Source organism: Devosia sp., assembly GCF_024707125.1.
Taxonomy (GTDB): domain Bacteria; phylum Pseudomonadota; class Alphaproteobacteria; order Rhizobiales; family Devosiaceae; genus Devosia.
This window is the reverse complement of record NZ_JANQAH010000002.1, coordinates 1-13658: the sequence shown is the minus strand read 5'-3', so window position 1 is coordinate 13658 and position 13658 is coordinate 1. Positions and strand designations below refer to the sequence as shown.

The following is a 13658-nucleotide window of genomic DNA, read 5'->3' as shown; positions in this document are numbered from 1 at the left end:
AGTCCGGGTTCATGGGGAGATGGGGTGGTTCCTCCCGGCCATCCCTAGCAGCAGCAAGGCAGGACCTGCCATGATCGACATGACTGTCGTAGAACTCTCGCGATGGCAATTCGCCGCCACCGCCATGTATCACTTCATCTTCGTTCCCTTAACGCTCGGGCTATCCATGCTGATGGCCGTGATGGAGAGCGTCTACGTGATGACGGGGCGCGAAATCTGGCGCAAGGCTACGATTTTCTGGGGCACGCTTTTCGGCGTCAACTTTGCAATGGGCGTGGCCACCGGCATCGTCATGGAATTCCAGTTCGGTATGAACTGGAGCTATTATAGCCACTATGTGGGCGACGTCTTCGGCGCGCCGCTGGCGATCGAGGGGCTGATGGCCTTCTTCCTCGAAGCCACCTTTGTCGGCCTCTTCTTCTTCGGTTGGGACCGTATGAGCAAGGTAGGCCACTTGGTCGTCACCTGGCTTGTGGCGCTCGGCACCAACTTCTCGGCGCTCTGGATCCTCATTGCCAATGGCTGGATGCAGAACCCGGTTGGATCGAAGTTCAATCCCGATACCATGCGCATGGAAGTTACCGACTTCATGGCGGTGCTGTTCAACTCGGTCGCACAGGCCAAGTTCGTGCACACGGTCAGCGCGGGCTATGTCTGCGGTGCGGTGTTCATCTTTGCCATTTCGGCTTTCTATCTGGCGCGCGGCAAGCATGTGGAAATCGCCAAGCGCTCGATGGTGGTGGCAGCCAGCTTCGGTCTTGCCGGGGCGCTGTCGGTCGTCGTGCTGGGTGACGAGAGCGGCTATGTCGCGACCGAGCACCAGAAGATGAAGATCGCCGCGCTTGAGGCGAGCTATCATACCGAGGAAGCGCCGGCCCCGTGGACGGTCATCGCCATTCCAGGCGCCGATGGTGGCGAGCCGAGCTTCTCGATCCAGGTGCCCTGGGTCGGCGGCCTTATCACGACGAGATCGCTGGACGAGGAACTGGAGGGCATCGAGGAACTGACCTTGCATGCCCAGACGCGTATCCGCTCGGGCATGATTGCCTATGATGCGCTGCAAGAAATCCGGGCCGATGGCACCAATCAGGCGGCGCGTGCGGTCTTTGACGAGCACTGGGCCGATCTCGGCTATGGCCTGTTGCTGAAGAAGTATCGCGAAGACGTCGGCAATGCCACGGACGAGGAAATCGCCATGGCAGCCGAGGACACCGTGCCCGATGTCTGGCCGCTGTTCTGGACCTTCCGCATCATGATGGGTCTGGGCTTCTTCTTCATCGCCTTCTTCGCGTTCTGGTTCTGGAAGGCATCGACGGGGAAACTCGACAGCAACAAGAACCTGCTCTGGCTGAGCTTCTTCCTGCTGCCGACGCCATGGATCGCCATCGAGTCGGGCTGGTTCATCGCCGAATTCGGCCGCCAGCCCTGGGTGGTGGAAGGGGTGCTTCCAACCTTCTACGCCGCCTCAACCCTCAACTTCTGGGACCTGGTGATTTCGCTGACCTTCTTCACCCTGCTCTACACGGTGCTGTTCATCATCATGATCATGCTGATGGTCAAAATCGTCAAAGCCGGACCGAAAGACTACACCTTCGCCGATAGCCCCGACGCCGACGATTTTGTTGTCGCCGCACTGCCTGCCACTCCCGCTACCAAGGAGCTCGGATCGTGAGCACCATTCCACTCGACTATGAAACCTTGCGGCTTATCTGGTGGCTCTTGCTCGGTGTGCTGCTGATCGGCTTTGCCATCATGGGTGGGCGCGATCTCGGCGTCGGCGCGCTGCTGCCCTTTGCGGCGCGCACCGATGACGAGCGGCGTGTTCTGCTCAACGTCGTAGGCCCCACCTGGGAAGGCAATCAGGTCTGGCTGGTGCTGGGCGGCGGTGCCATCTTCGCCGCCTTTCCGCCGCTCTACGCCGTGAGCTTTTCGGGCTTTTACCTCGCCATGATTGTCATCTTGCTGGCCCTGATCCTCAGGCCGGTGGGGTTCAAGTTCCGCGGCAAGATCGCCGATGCCCGCTGGCGGGCGACCTGGGACTGGGCACTGTTCATCGGCGGGGCAGTGCCCTCGCTGATCTTCGGCGTGGCGGTGGGCAATGTGATCCTCGGCGCGCCGTTCCACTTCGACGATACGATGCGTGCCTTCTATACCGGCAACTTCTTCATGCTGCTGATGCCCTTTGCCCTGCTCTGTGGCCTCGTGAGCTTGGGGATGTTGGTGACACAGGGCGCGTCGGTGATCGTGGGGCGCACAGACGGCTTGCTGGCCGAGCGGGCCCGGACGATAGGCATCTGGGCCGGGCTCGGGACGATCGTGCTCTTTGCTCTTGGCGGCGTCTGGGTGGCCTTTGGTATCGATGGTCATGTCATCACCAGCACCGTCGATCCCAATGCCCCGATCAACCCGCTCGCCAAGACCGTCGAACTGGTGCGTGGTGGCTGGCTCAGCAATTACGGCGCCTATCCCTGGATGATCGCAGCGCCGGTGATCGGCTTTGCCGGTCTGGCGCTGGCGGTGCTGGGGCTCAATGCTCGCTGGAAGCTCATTCCGCTCCTGGCGACCAGCGCCGGCATTTTCGGCATTATTTCCACCGCCGGCCTGTCGCTGTTCCCGTTCCTGCTGCCATCCTCGACGGTGCCGCAGGCCGGGCTGACGCTCTGGGATGCGTCTTCAAGCCATATGACGCTGTTCATCATGCTGTTGGTGACCGCGTTCTTCCTGCCGATCATCATTCTCTATACCGGCTATGTCTTCCGGGTGATGCGCGGTCCGGTGACTTCAACCAGCCTCAACAAGAACCCCAACGCCTACTAGGAGAGAGACGATGTGGTATTTTTCCTGGATTCTCGGCCTCGGGCTTGCCTGCACCTTTGGCATTCTCAATGCCATGTGGTTCGAAATGCGCGAGGATAGACGCATAGCTCGCGAGGAAGGGCGGGAGCCGACCACCCGCTAGCGCATGGGTCCTGACCATTTGGTCAAAAATCAGAAAATCGGGTTCTGCGGTCGCGGAATCCGATTTTTGCTTTTTGTTACAATGAATTAGATCGGTACCAGTCGTGGCGTCGGCGAAATTGGCGGAAAACCTACCTAAACCGAATATGAACCATATGCCTCATTTCTGTGCGTCCAGTGCATAACGGATGTGCAGAAGGTCCATCTACTAATCACGACCCCTCCGGTCTACATAGAGGTCATCAAACGAAGGGGAACCAAAATGAACATTGCAAAGAAGATCGCCGATTTCGCCCGTTACCAGCGCACCCTGCGCGAGCTCAACTCGCTCGACAGCCGCCAGCTGAACGACCTGGGCATCACCCGCTCCGACATCAAGTCGATTGCTCGCGGTACCTACTCCGCCTAAGTTTTAGGCAAATCGGTATGTAAGATGAAGGCGTCCTCCAGGGCGCCTTTTGTCTTTTCTGGGGTGATGTCGAGCGTGTGGCTCCGTCCCCCCTCCCAAGCCCTCCCATCCCCCGGCGTCATTCCCGCGAAAGCGGGAATCTCCTTGCGCGAAAAACAGGGATCCCCGCTTTCGCGGGAATGACGTGGTGGGGTGGGGTCTTGCGGTGCGGAAATCCGAATTCCCGCGGGATGCCGCGCTTGTGACGCTTACCGCGTCAAATCCGCGACAACGCATTCGAGCGCTGCGACGAGATCGTCCGGCTTGATGCGAATCTGCAATCCCCGTTGACCGCCATTGAGAAAAATCTCGTCGTAGAGCTGGGCCATTTCGTCGAGCGCGGTGGGGACGAGCTTGCGCTGCCCGAGGGGGCTGATGCCGCCGACCTTGTAGCCCGTCAGGCGCTCGGCATCTGCCGGCTTCATCATGTGGGCGGACTTGCCGCCGAGAGCGGCGGCGAGCTTTTTCATGTTCACTTCCTCGTCGGAAGGAACGATGGCGCAGATGGGCTTGCCGTCGAGCTCGGCCATCAGCGTCTTGAACACCTCGCCCGGCGATACGCCCATGGCCTCGGCGGCCTGCAACCCGACGCGCTCTGCATTCGGGTCATAGTCGTAATTGGCGAGGGTGAAGCTGATGCCGGCCTTGATGAGGGCCTGCGTGGCGGGCGTGGTCTTGGACATGCATCTGTTTTAGCCCGTCGACGGCAAAGCTCAAGCCTCAGCGCTCAAGATCGGGACGCTGTACCCAGCGCGGATCGTCGGCGGGATTTTCGAGATCGTCGAGACCGACATCCTGAAGGATGTGATGGGAGAGATTAAGTGCCCTTATGGCGCGGCGGCGCTTGGGTTCCGAGGCGTCCTGCTGGTGCAGGAGAGCGGCGGGGAGGGGCAGGAGAAAGCCAAGAAAGCTGGGCAAAGTGAGCATTTGATGCATTCGCTGGCCTTATGGCCGGCGTCCTCATTGGATTGACATGAGCTGAAAAATGCACCTGATTGCTGCCAGTATCCAACTAAAGCTCGATGCCGACGCATAAGGGGTGTTTATCCATGTCGCTGCCGCCGCTCAGTGCCATCCGGGTTTTCGAGGCCGTGACGCGGCATCTCAGCTTTACGCGCGCAGGCGAGGAGCTGGGCATGACGCAGGCGGCGGTGAGCTATCAGATCAAGCTCTTGGAGGAGCGCGTGGGGGCGCCGCTGTTTCTCAGGAAACCGCGGCAGATTGCGTTGAGCGAAGTGGGGGCGAGCCTGGCGCCGCAGGTGCAGCAGGCCTTTGAAATCATGCGCGAGGCTTTTGCCGATACGCGGGGCGAGGTCGACAGATTGCTCTCGATCACCACTGTGCCGACCTTTGCGAGCCAATGGCTGGCGCAGAATCTGGGGCTGTTCCAGATCGATCATCCAGAGATCGCGGTGCGGGTCGATAGCACCAGCGACATGGTCGACCTGCTCAATGATGAATGCGATATCGGCATCCGCACGCTGGCAGCGCCGCCGGAAAAGGGGCTGGTCTCGCACATGCTGGTCAAGGCGGATTTCACGCCACTGCTTAGTCCGGCTTTGGCTGAGAGCATCGGCGGCGTGAAGGAGCCGGCGGACCTCTTAAAGCTGCCCATGCTCGATCCGCAGGACGAATGGTGGGCGCTCTGGTTCGAGGTTGCGGGGGTTCCCGGCTTTTCGGCCGAGGGGCGGCCGATGAGCATGCTCAATTGGCAGAGCCTGCTTGGTACGGCCGCCATGGCGGGCCGCGGGGTGACCATGCTGACGCCGGCGCTGTTTCGCGACGAGATTGCCTCGGGTCGGTTGATCCAGCCCTTTCCGCTGCTGGCGCCGGCTGGGCGGGCCTATTACCTCGTCTATCCCGAAAGCCGGCGCAATGCGCCCAAGATCAAGATGTTTCGCGACTGGATGCTGGAGGCGACGGCCTTTATGCGCGCGGAATCCTGACAGGTTTTGGCGCGGGACACCGCGAGTGTTCCCCAAGAAGTCAGGGGAACAGAATGACTGCAGACGAACTCAATGCCGTGATCGTTAGGGCCAAGGCCGCGACCTATGTGGGCGGCGGCGTGAAGGCGACTGCCTCGCGGCCGGGATCGCATGATCTCGGTTGGTCCGAGGGCGAGTGGCGCTATCTCGACAGCTATTTTGGCGGCACGGATTTTCTGGGGCAGGAAGTGCTGCTGCGCGGCGCGGAGCCGGTCTGGGCCATGAACTACTACGGCTATGTGCTGCGGCCGGACCTGATTGACGGGGCCAAGGCGGGGGAGACGATCAAGGGCGCACTTTCGGCCATGTATGGCGAAGGGCGGTTTCTGGGTGGTTTTGATTGGACGGGGGCGCATGGACATTATCGAGACAGGAGCGAGGGCAGCGCGGCGCAGTTTCGGGGGAGGGAAGTGATTTTGGTGGGTGGGGTAGAGGCTTATGCGCTCGATTATTTTGGTGGGCTGGTGAAGCCTTAGGGGGCTATTGCGCCTTCTGCTGCGCCGTGCCGCTGAAGCATCCCCCTCATCCGGCGCTTCGCGCCACCTTCTCCCCGAGGGGGAGAAGAATACGCCGGGGCTTCCTCTTGTTCCTCTCCCTCTCGGGGAGAGGGTGGATCGGGCGAAGCCCGAGACGGGTGAGGGGGGCGGCAAGTGCAGAGCCCTCGGGTCAAGCCCGAGGGTGACGTCCTGTAGGAACAAAAAGGCCCGGTGATCGCTCACCGGGCCTTTTCTTCCGTCGCAACTTGGGAGGAGCGTTGGAATTAGACGATGCCGCCCGAGCCGCCTTCGACGGCGGGACGGACTGCGGCGACCTTGGCGCGGTAGCCGGAGGCGCGGTAGGCGCTGAGCGGGTCGATAGCGCCGCCGGCTTCGAGGCGGGCGAGGGCCAGGATCGGCTCGACATCGGTGCGGAACGCGTGGCGAAGCTGCTGGGTAGCCGTCAGTGCATCATTGTCGTTTTGCGCGGCCTTGAGGGTCGCGCGGTCGACGAGGAGCGCCTGGGCGTAGGAACGCTGCACGTCCGAGGCCGACAGCATCAGCGACTCGATCGGGTCGGTGACGTTGTGGCTCTGGTCGAGCATGTGGGCCGGGTGGAAGCTAGCGTCGCGGTTTTCGATGTCGACGAGTTCGTTGAACACCAGGAACAGGCGGTACGGGTCGACCGAACCGGCGTCGAGATCGTCGTCGCCATACTTGGAATCGTTGAAGTGGAAGCCGCCGAGCTTGCCGAACTGGGCAAGGCGGGAGACGATCATTTCAATATTCACGTTCGGCGCATGGTGGCCGAGATCGACGAGGCAGAGGGCCTTGTCGCCCAGTTCCTTGGCGATGATGTAATTGGTGCCCCAATCCTGCACGACCGTCGAATAGAAGGCCGGCTCGTACATCTTGTGTTCGGTATAAACGTTCCAATCGTCCGGCAGGGCGGCATAGATCGCCTTGGCAGAGTCGAGGTAGTTCGCGAACTGGTCGGCGAAATTGACCTGACCGGGGAAGTTGGAACCGTCGCCGATCCAGATGGTCAGGGCCTTGGAGCCGATGGTCTTGCCGATCTCGATGCATTCGAGATTGTGCTCGATGGCCTGGTTGCGGGTGCCCTTGTCGTAGGACGAGAGCGAGCCGAACTTGTAGCTCTGGAGCTGACCCTTGGCGTCCGAGAACGTGTTCGAGTTCATGGCGTCGAAGCCGAGGTTGAAGCGGCTGGCAGCCTGCTTCAGACGGTTCGGATCGGCCTTGTCCCACGGAATATGCAGGGAAATGGTCTTGGTCGCCTGGGTGAGTTGGGCGATGACGGCGCAATCTTCGATCTTGTCGAAAATGTCGCGCGGTTCGCCGGCGCCCGGGAACTTGGCAAAGCGCGTGCCGCCGGTGCCGACGCCCCAGGAGGGGACGGCCACGGAGAATTTTGCGACCTTGGCCTTGACGGCGTCGATGGCAATGCCGCGACGGTCGAGGCGTTCGCCCAGGGTTTCGTAATCGCGACGAAGATCGGCTTCGCGCTTGGTGTTGTCGGCTTCGACGATGGATGCGTCGATGATGTGTTCGGTCATTTTCTTGCTCCTCCTCCCGCACCCACCGGTTGTCATCCCGGCCTTGAGCCGGGATCCATCTTGAGATCTCAGGATGGGCCCCGGCTCAAGGCCGGGGTGACATTCAGTGGGTGGGCTAGGACAATGCCAAATTAGCGCGGGAACGACTGGGCGTTGCCGGCGTCGACGTTGATGATGTTGCCGGTGGACTTGGCCGAGGCTTCCGAAGCGAAGAAGTAGATGGCTTCGGCGATGTCTTCCGGGAACACCGAGCGCTTCAGCATCGAGCGCTGGCGATACATCTCTTCAAGGCCGTCCTTGTCGGTCTTGTAGGTCGATGCGCGCTGCTCAAGCCATTCGCCGGCCCAGATCTTCGAACCACGCAGCACGGCGTCAGGATTGACGACGTTGACGCGGATCTGTGCTTCCGCGCCTTCGAGGGCGAGGCAGCGCGCCAGGTGAATCTCGGCTGCCTTGGCGGTGCAATAGGCTGCAGCGTTGGGCGAAGCGGCGAGGCCGTTCTTGGACGCAACGAACACGACGTTGCCACCGATCTTCTGCTGGCGGAAAAGACGGAAGGCTTCGCGCGAGACGAGGAAATAGCCCGTGGACAGGATGTCCATGTTCTTGTTCCAGAGTTCGAGCGAGGTCTCTTCGATCGGAGCCGAGGAGGCGAGACCGGCATTCGAAACGAGGATGTCGAGGCCGCCGAATTCGACCACGGCATGGGCGAAGCCGGCGAGGACCTGTTCTTCCTTGGTGACGTTGATATTCACCGGACGGACGAAGTCGGCACCGAACACGCCGGACAGTTCGGCGGTCGCGTTGTCGAGCGCGGTCTGGTCTATATCGGCGATGACGACGCAAGCGCCTTCACGCAGCAGACGAGCGGCAGTGGCCTTGCCGATGCCGCCGGCGCCGCCGGTGACGAGGGCGATCTTGCCAGCGAGCGACTTCGGCTTGGGCATACGAGCAAGCTTGGCTTCTTCAAGCAACCAATATTCGATGTCGAAGGCTTCCTGCTCGGGGAGGCCCTGGTATTCGCTGACGGTCGAGGCGCCGCGCATCACGTTGATGGCGTTGACATAGAACTCGCCAGAAATACGGGCAGTGGCCTTGTCCTTGGCGAAGGTCAGCATGCCGACGCCGGGGATCAGGTAAACGACGGCGTTCGGATCGCGCACGGCCGGCGAATTGTCGTGCTTGCAGCGATCGTAATAGGCCTGGTAGTCGACGCGATAGGCGGCGATCTGGGCATCAAGGCCAGCGATCACGGCATCAACGTCCGGGTTGGCCGGGTTGAAGTCGATGACCAGCGGACGGATCTTGGTGCGCAGGAAGTGGTCGGGGCAGGACGTGCCGAGAGCCGCCAGTGGGCGAAGGTTCTTGGAATTGACGAATTCGAGGACGGCGTCGCTGTCGTCGAAATGGCCGAGCTTGTGGCTGTCTTCGGAGATGAAGCCGCGGATTTTTGGCATCAGCTTGGCAGCGACGGCTCGACGGGCGTCGGCATCGAGCGACTGGGTAGCGGCGCCACCGAAGATGGTCTTGCCAGCGGTTTCCTTTTCAAACCATTCGATGGCCTGATTGATGATGCCGATGGTGGTTTCGTAGCATTCCTTGGGGGTGTCGCCCCAGGTGAAGAGGCCGTGCGACTCGAGGATGAGACCCTTGGAGTTCGGGTTTTCTTCGCAGTACTTGCCAAGCCACAGGCCGAGTTCAAAACCCGGCTTCTTCCACGGAAGCCAGCCGATGGTGTCGCCAAAGATCTGCTTGGTCAGTTCCTTGGAATTCTTCGAGGCCGCGATGGCGATGATCGCGTCCGGGTGCATGTGGTCCACAAAGTTGTGGTTCACATAGGCATGGAGTGGGGTGTCGATCGAAGCGGCGCGCGGGTTCAGGTTGAACGTCGCGTGGGGCAGGTAGCCCACCATCTCGTCTTCGAACTCAACGCCGCGATAGAGGCCCTTCAGGGCGCGCAGCTTGTCCATGTAGAGCGTCGAGAAGCCGTCGAGCTTGATCGAAGCGCTGTCGCCGCCCGAACCCTTGACCCAGAGGACTTCGACCATCTCGCCCGTAAGAGGGTCCTTCTGCATGATCTTGGAGGAGGTATTGCCGCCGCCATAGTTGGTGACGCGCTTGTCCGAGCCGAGCAGGTTCGAACGGTAGACCAGGCGCTCCGGCTCGGTCATGGACGCGGCTTTGGCGTCGTCCCACTTGTTTTCAAGGCGCTTGGGCGCGGTGGACATGGAAGTTCCTCCCGAAGGTTAGGCGAAGTGGAGATTTGGCCCGGACATGGCCATAGAACGATATACGCTGTCAATCAGAAACGATCAGGATTCATCATTCGTGCGCGCTTCTGACTGAAACATGTCGATTGCTGATTGACTCTGCGCGGAAAGAGTGAAAGCACTGCGTTCAGGGAGTATCAGCCTTGCACGAAACGGAACGCCACCGCGTCATTCTATCCGCTGCACAATCGCACCCCGTGGTGACGGTGGCCGAATTGTGTGAAGTGACAGGCTCTTCCGAAGCCACGATCCGCCGGGACATTGCCTCGCTCGACGAGCAGGGCAAGCTCCGCCGCGTGCGTGGCGGCGCCGAGGCGATCAATCCTCCGGCGCAGGGCGGTCTCGTCGGTCGACCCTTCTCCGTCAACGAAACGATCAATATTGCTCAGAAGCGGGCAATTGCGCGCGCTGCTGCAGATTTGTGCAGCGATGGCGAGCCGATCATCATCAATGGCGGCACGACGACCTATCAGATGGTGCACTTCCTGACCTCCAAGCGGGTCAGCGTGTTCACCAACAGCTTCGCCATCGCGGAGTATCTGATCCACAACTCGCGCAACCCCGTCGTCATTCCCGGTGGCACGGTCTATCGCGAGCAGAACGTCATCCTCTCGCCCTTTGGCGGGGTGGTGGCGAGCCACTTTTATGCCAAGCGCATGTTCATCGGCTGCCAGGGTATCGGCGCCCATGGGCTGATGGAGGCCGACCCGATGGTCGTGCAGTCCGAGCTTGGCCTGATCGGGCAGGCAGACGAACTGATCGTCCTCGCCGACTCCTCCAAATTCATGGGCCGCAGCAGTCTCATCCTCTGCGGGCTCGATAGAATTGCCGCTGTCATTACCGATAGCGGCATCCGCGACGAAGATCGTCAAATGCTGGAAACAGCAGGTGTGCGGCTCATCGTGGCGGACACGACTGCTCAGGCCGACCGTCAAAGTGCGGTGGCTTGAGACATGAACGACAGATCATCCCAGGGAGGGACTCTTATGAAACTGTTCAAACTGATGGCCGCGACGGCTGCTGCCGCCATTCTCCTCGCCGTGCCGGCCTATGCTCAGACCCGCATCGCGCTGGTCGTGAAATCGCTCGGCAACGGCTTCTTCGACGCCGCTGCCAAGGGTGCTGAAGAAGCTGCCAAGGAAATCGGCGACATCGAGCTGATCTATACCGGTCCGACCGCTGCAACCGCCGAAGCCCAGATCGAAGTCGTCAACTCGCTGATCGCTCAGCAGGTCGACGCCATCGCCATCTCGGCCAATGACCCGGATGCTCTCGTGCCGGTTCTGCAGCGCGCCCAGCAGCGCGGCATCAAGGTGATCTCGTGGGATTCGGGCGTTGCTCCCGAAGGCCGCCAGATCCACCTCAACCCGTCTGATATCGGCCTGATCGGCGAAACCATCATCAAGCTGGCTGCCGACTACCTGCCCGAAGGCGGCGACGTTGCCATTCTCTCGGCCGCTTCCACCGCGACCAACCAGAACGCCTGGATCGAAGCCGCCAAGGCTGTCATTCCGGAAAAGTTCCCGAATATCAACCTCGTCGCCACCGTTTACGGTGACGACGACTCGGTGAAGTCGACCGAAGAAGCCCGCGGTCTGATCGCTGCCTATCCGAACCTCAAGGCCATCATCGCTCCGACTACCGTCGGCGTCGTTGCTGCGGCCCAGGTCGTGACCGACCAGAACCTGATCGGCAAGGTCAATGTCACCGGTCTGGCTCTGCCGTCCGAGTTCAAGCAGTTCATCGACAATGGTGCTTCGCAGGCTGTGGCTCTGTGGAACCCGATCGACCTCGGCTACTCGGCCGTCTACCTCGCCAAGGCTCTCGTTGACGGCCAGGAAGCTGCCCCCGGCGCGACCTTCTCGATCGGCAAGGTCGGCGAAGTGACCCTCGATGACAACAACGCGGCTGCCATGGCTGCCCCGTTCCAGTTCGACAAGAGCAACATCGAAGAATTCTCCAAGATCTACTGATCTTTTTCGGCCCGGCGCTTCGGTGCCGGGCCACCCCAAACCACGGCGTCATTCCCGCGAAAGCGGGAATCTCTTTTTCGGCAATGAGATTCCCGCTTTCGCGGGAATGACGTGGTGATTGATGCCGCTGCCGGCGGTCAAGGACACACGCGCAATGACAGAACCCATCCTGACCCTGACGGGCATATCCAAGAGCTTTCCCGGCGTAAGGGCGCTGCACAATGTGTCGCTCGAACTCTTTCCCGGGCAAGTGACGGCGCTGATCGGCGAGAACGGCGCGGGCAAGTCGACGCTGGTCAAAACCATGACCGGCATCTACCAGCCCGACGAAGGCGAAATTCGTGTCAAAGGGCAGGTCGTGACCCTGCCGACGGCGATTTCGGCGACCCATGCCGGCATCACCGCCATCCATCAGGAAACGGTTCTGTTCGACGAGCTTTCGGTGGCCGAGAATATCTATCTCGGGCATGCGCCGCGCAATCGCTTCGGCATGATCGACTGGAAGACCATGAAAAACGAGGCGCAGAAGACGCTCGATTCCATGGCCGCAGGGATTGATGCCGGCACACCGCTCAAGGAACTGGGCATCGCCAAGAAGCACCTCGTGGCTGTGGCCCGGGCGTTGAGTGTCGACGCGCAGGTCGTGATCATGGACGAGCCGACCGCCGCGTTGAGCCAGAAGGAAATCGAGGAGCTTTACGTGCTCGTCGAACTCCTCAAGGCGGATGGCAAGGCTATCCTCTTCATCTCGCACAAGTTCGACGAAATCTACCGCATCTGCGACCGCTTCACCGTGTTCCGCGATGGCGAAATGGTGGGCAAGGGTTTCATCAAGGAGACCCCGGAGAACGAGATCGTCAAGCTCATGGTCGGCCGTTCGGTGGACCACATCTTCCCCGCACGCACCGCCACGATTGGCGAGACCGTGCTTGAGGTGAAGGGGCTGAGCCACCCGACCGAATTCGAGGATATTTCCTTCGAGGTCCGCAAGGGCGAGATCCTGGGCTTTTACGGCCTTGTGGGCGCCGGACGCTCCGAGGTCATGCAGGCTGTGTTCGGCATGACGCAGATTGCTTCGGGCACGATGGTGCTCGGCGGCCAGACGATCGCGCCGAAATCTGCAGCGGATGCGGTCGAGGCGGGCATCGTCTATGTGCCGGAAGAGCGCGGCAAGCAGGGTGTCATCACCGGCGAGCCGATCTTCAAGAACGTATCGCTGCCGAGCATCGACAAGACCAGCGCCAGGGGCTTTATCCGCATGGCGGAAGAGTTCGCGCTGGCGCGGACCTATACCGAACGGCTTGATCTCCGCGCTTCGTCGCTGAGCCAGAACGTCTCCACCCTGTCGGGCGGCAATCAGCAGAAGGTCGTCATCGCCAAGTGGCTGGCAACGCTGCCCAAGGTCATCATTCTCGATGAGCCGACCAAGGGCATCGACATCGGTTCGAAAGCGGCGGTGCATGAATTCATGGGCGAGCTCGTCTCCCAGGGCCTGAGCGTCATCATGGTCTCGTCCGAACTGCCGGAAATTTTGGGCATGAGCGACCGTGTGGTCGCTCATGCGCGAAGGGCACATCATCGAGACCCTCGAAAAACAAGAATCCGCAGCCCGAGACGCTGGTGCGTCCGGCGGCTGGTATTGCCAAGGAGAAGGCGGCATGAACCGGCTTCTGAAAACCCGTGAACCCTGGCTGGCGCTCGGCATTCTCGCCGTTATCGTGCTGGTGACGCTGCGCTTCCCGCGCTTCTCGCAGCCGGGCAACCTGCTCACCATTTTCAACGACACGTCCATTCTGATGATGCCGGCGCGTGGGCAGATGGCCGTCATCGGCCTGACACGCTCCTAGGTCGACCTTTCGATGGGCGTGCTAACCTGGCGCTGGACGGGCAAGGGATAGGGTGCCGGCCATGGTCATTGCCCGCGGTACCCGGTGTGCACGATTTTCCCCGCTGCTGATTGCCGGCTCAGGTGGT

General features: G+C 61.1%; 13 protein-coding genes and 1 pseudogene. 10 read left to right on the top strand and 4 right to left on the bottom strand.

Going from position 1 to position 13658, the window contains the following annotated elements; all coding sequences use genetic code 11:
- Window positions 1-73 precede the first annotated feature (73 nt).
- The 4 genes from NVV77_RS00580 to NVV77_RS00565 all read left to right on the top strand — a co-directional run bounded on the left by NVV77_RS00580 (window position 74) and on the right by NVV77_RS00565 (window position 3367).
- Window positions 74-1672, top strand: coding sequence for a cytochrome ubiquinol oxidase subunit I (locus tag NVV77_RS00580; protein WP_295409848.1), 1599 nt, complete (start codon window positions 74-76; stop codon window positions 1670-1672).
- The gene (gene cydB / locus NVV77_RS00575; RefSeq protein ID WP_295409660.1) at window positions 1669-2817 is read left to right on the top strand and encodes a cytochrome d ubiquinol oxidase subunit II; all 1149 of its coding nucleotides are present in this window, start codon (window positions 1669-1671) and stop codon (window positions 2815-2817) included. Before NVV77_RS00580 ends, cydB begins: the two co-directional genes overlap by 4 nt.
- Window positions 2818-2827: 10 nt before the next feature.
- Entirely contained in the window at window positions 2828-2959 is a 132-nt protein-coding gene (gene cydX / locus NVV77_RS00570; RefSeq protein ID WP_295409657.1) for a cytochrome bd-I oxidase subunit CydX, read from the top strand.
- 261 nt (window positions 2960-3220) lie between these two features.
- Window positions 3221-3367, top strand: coding sequence for a DUF1127 domain-containing protein (locus tag NVV77_RS00565; RefSeq protein WP_295409653.1), 147 nt, complete (start codon window positions 3221-3223; stop codon window positions 3365-3367).
- Between the two features lie 248 nt (window positions 3368-3615).
- Here NVV77_RS00565 and ybaK read toward each other — a convergent pair whose 3' ends face one another.
- On the bottom strand, window positions 3616-4089 hold the full coding sequence (gene ybaK, locus NVV77_RS00560) for a Cys-tRNA(Pro) deacylase (RefSeq protein WP_295409650.1): 474 nt from the start codon (window positions 4087-4089) through the stop codon (window positions 3616-3618).
- 37 nt (window positions 4090-4126) lie between these two features.
- Window positions 4127-4333 (bottom strand): hypothetical protein, encoded by a 207-nt coding sequence (locus tag NVV77_RS00555; RefSeq protein WP_295409647.1) that lies wholly within the window; start codon window positions 4331-4333, stop codon window positions 4127-4129.
- Between the two features lie 122 nt (window positions 4334-4455).
- Between NVV77_RS00555 and NVV77_RS00550 the strand changes: the two genes are divergently transcribed.
- Together NVV77_RS00550 and NVV77_RS00545 are read left to right on the top strand one after the other, a co-directional pair.
- Window positions 4456-5352: a LysR substrate-binding domain-containing protein gene (locus tag NVV77_RS00550; RefSeq protein WP_295409645.1), complete on the top strand. Its 897-nt coding sequence runs from the start codon at window positions 4456-4458 to the stop codon at window positions 5350-5352.
- Between the two features lie 53 nt (window positions 5353-5405).
- The gene (locus NVV77_RS00545) at window positions 5406-5867 is read left to right on the top strand and encodes a DUF5680 domain-containing protein (RefSeq protein ID WP_295409642.1); all 462 of its coding nucleotides are present in this window, start codon (window positions 5406-5408) and stop codon (window positions 5865-5867) included.
- Between the two features lie 284 nt (window positions 5868-6151).
- On the opposite strand, the gene rhaI is transcribed toward NVV77_RS00545, so the two are convergent.
- On the bottom strand, window positions 6152-7441 hold the full coding sequence (rhaI, locus tag NVV77_RS00540) for an L-rhamnose catabolism isomerase (protein ID WP_295409639.1): 1290 nt from the start codon (window positions 7439-7441) through the stop codon (window positions 6152-6154).
- A 131-nt stretch (window positions 7442-7572) separates the two neighbouring features.
- Entirely contained in the window at window positions 7573-9669 is a 2097-nt protein-coding gene (locus tag NVV77_RS00535; protein WP_295409636.1) for a bifunctional rhamnulose-1-phosphate aldolase/short-chain dehydrogenase, read from the bottom strand.
- Between the two features lie 185 nt (window positions 9670-9854).
- On the opposite strand from NVV77_RS00535, the gene NVV77_RS00530 reads away from it, so the two are divergent.
- From NVV77_RS00530 to NVV77_RS00515, 4 genes and pseudogenes are all read left to right on the top strand, one after another.
- Window positions 9855-10661, top strand: coding sequence for a DeoR/GlpR family DNA-binding transcription regulator (locus NVV77_RS00530; RefSeq protein ID WP_295409633.1), 807 nt, complete (start codon window positions 9855-9857; stop codon window positions 10659-10661).
- Between the two features lie 36 nt (window positions 10662-10697).
- Complete coding sequence (rhaS, locus tag NVV77_RS00525; RefSeq protein ID WP_295409630.1) at window positions 10698-11684, top strand: rhamnose ABC transporter substrate-binding protein; 987 nt, start codon at window positions 10698-10700, stop codon at window positions 11682-11684.
- Window positions 11685-11838: 154 nt separating this feature from the next.
- Window positions 11839-13368 carry a sugar ABC transporter ATP-binding protein gene (locus NVV77_RS00520; RefSeq protein WP_295409625.1) on the top strand — a complete coding sequence of 510 codons (1530 nt, stop codon included), beginning with the start codon at window positions 11839-11841 and terminating at the stop codon, window positions 13366-13368.
- Window positions 13343-13528 (top strand): annotated as a pseudogene (locus tag NVV77_RS00515) (ABC transporter permease); the annotation flags it as partial. The gene NVV77_RS00520 and the pseudogene NVV77_RS00515, both read left to right, overlap by 26 nt.
- Window positions 13529-13658: the final 130 nt, after the last annotated feature.

Excerpts from the sequence above, each read along its gene's own strand:
- cydX (WP_295409657.1), top strand. The coding sequence starts at position 2,828 with ATGTGGTATTTTTCCTGGATTCTCGGCCTCGGGCTTGCCTGCACCTTT.
- NVV77_RS00565 (WP_295409653.1), top strand. The coding sequence starts at position 3,221 with ATGAACATTGCAAAGAAGATCGCCGATTTCGCCCGTTACCAGCGCACC.
- ybaK (WP_295409650.1), bottom strand. The coding sequence starts at position 4,089 with ATGTCCAAGACCACGCCCGCCACGCAGGCCCTCATCAAGGCCGGCATC.
- NVV77_RS00555 (WP_295409647.1), bottom strand. The coding sequence starts at position 4,333 with ATGCTCACTTTGCCCAGCTTTCTTGGCTTTCTCCTGCCCCTCCCCGCC.
- NVV77_RS00550 (WP_295409645.1), top strand. The coding sequence starts at position 4,456 with ATGTCGCTGCCGCCGCTCAGTGCCATCCGGGTTTTCGAGGCCGTGACG.
- NVV77_RS00545 (WP_295409642.1), top strand. The coding sequence starts at position 5,406 with ATGACTGCAGACGAACTCAATGCCGTGATCGTTAGGGCCAAGGCCGCG.
- rhaI (WP_295409639.1), bottom strand. The coding sequence starts at position 7,441 with ATGACCGAACACATCATCGACGCATCCATCGTCGAAGCCGACAACACC.
- NVV77_RS00535 (WP_295409636.1), bottom strand. The coding sequence starts at position 9,669 with ATGTCCACCGCGCCCAAGCGCCTTGAAAACAAGTGGGACGACGCCAAA.
- rhaS (WP_295409630.1), top strand. The coding sequence starts at position 10,698 with ATGAAACTGTTCAAACTGATGGCCGCGACGGCTGCTGCCGCCATTCTC.
- NVV77_RS00520 (WP_295409625.1), top strand. The coding sequence starts at position 11,839 with ATGACAGAACCCATCCTGACCCTGACGGGCATATCCAAGAGCTTTCCC.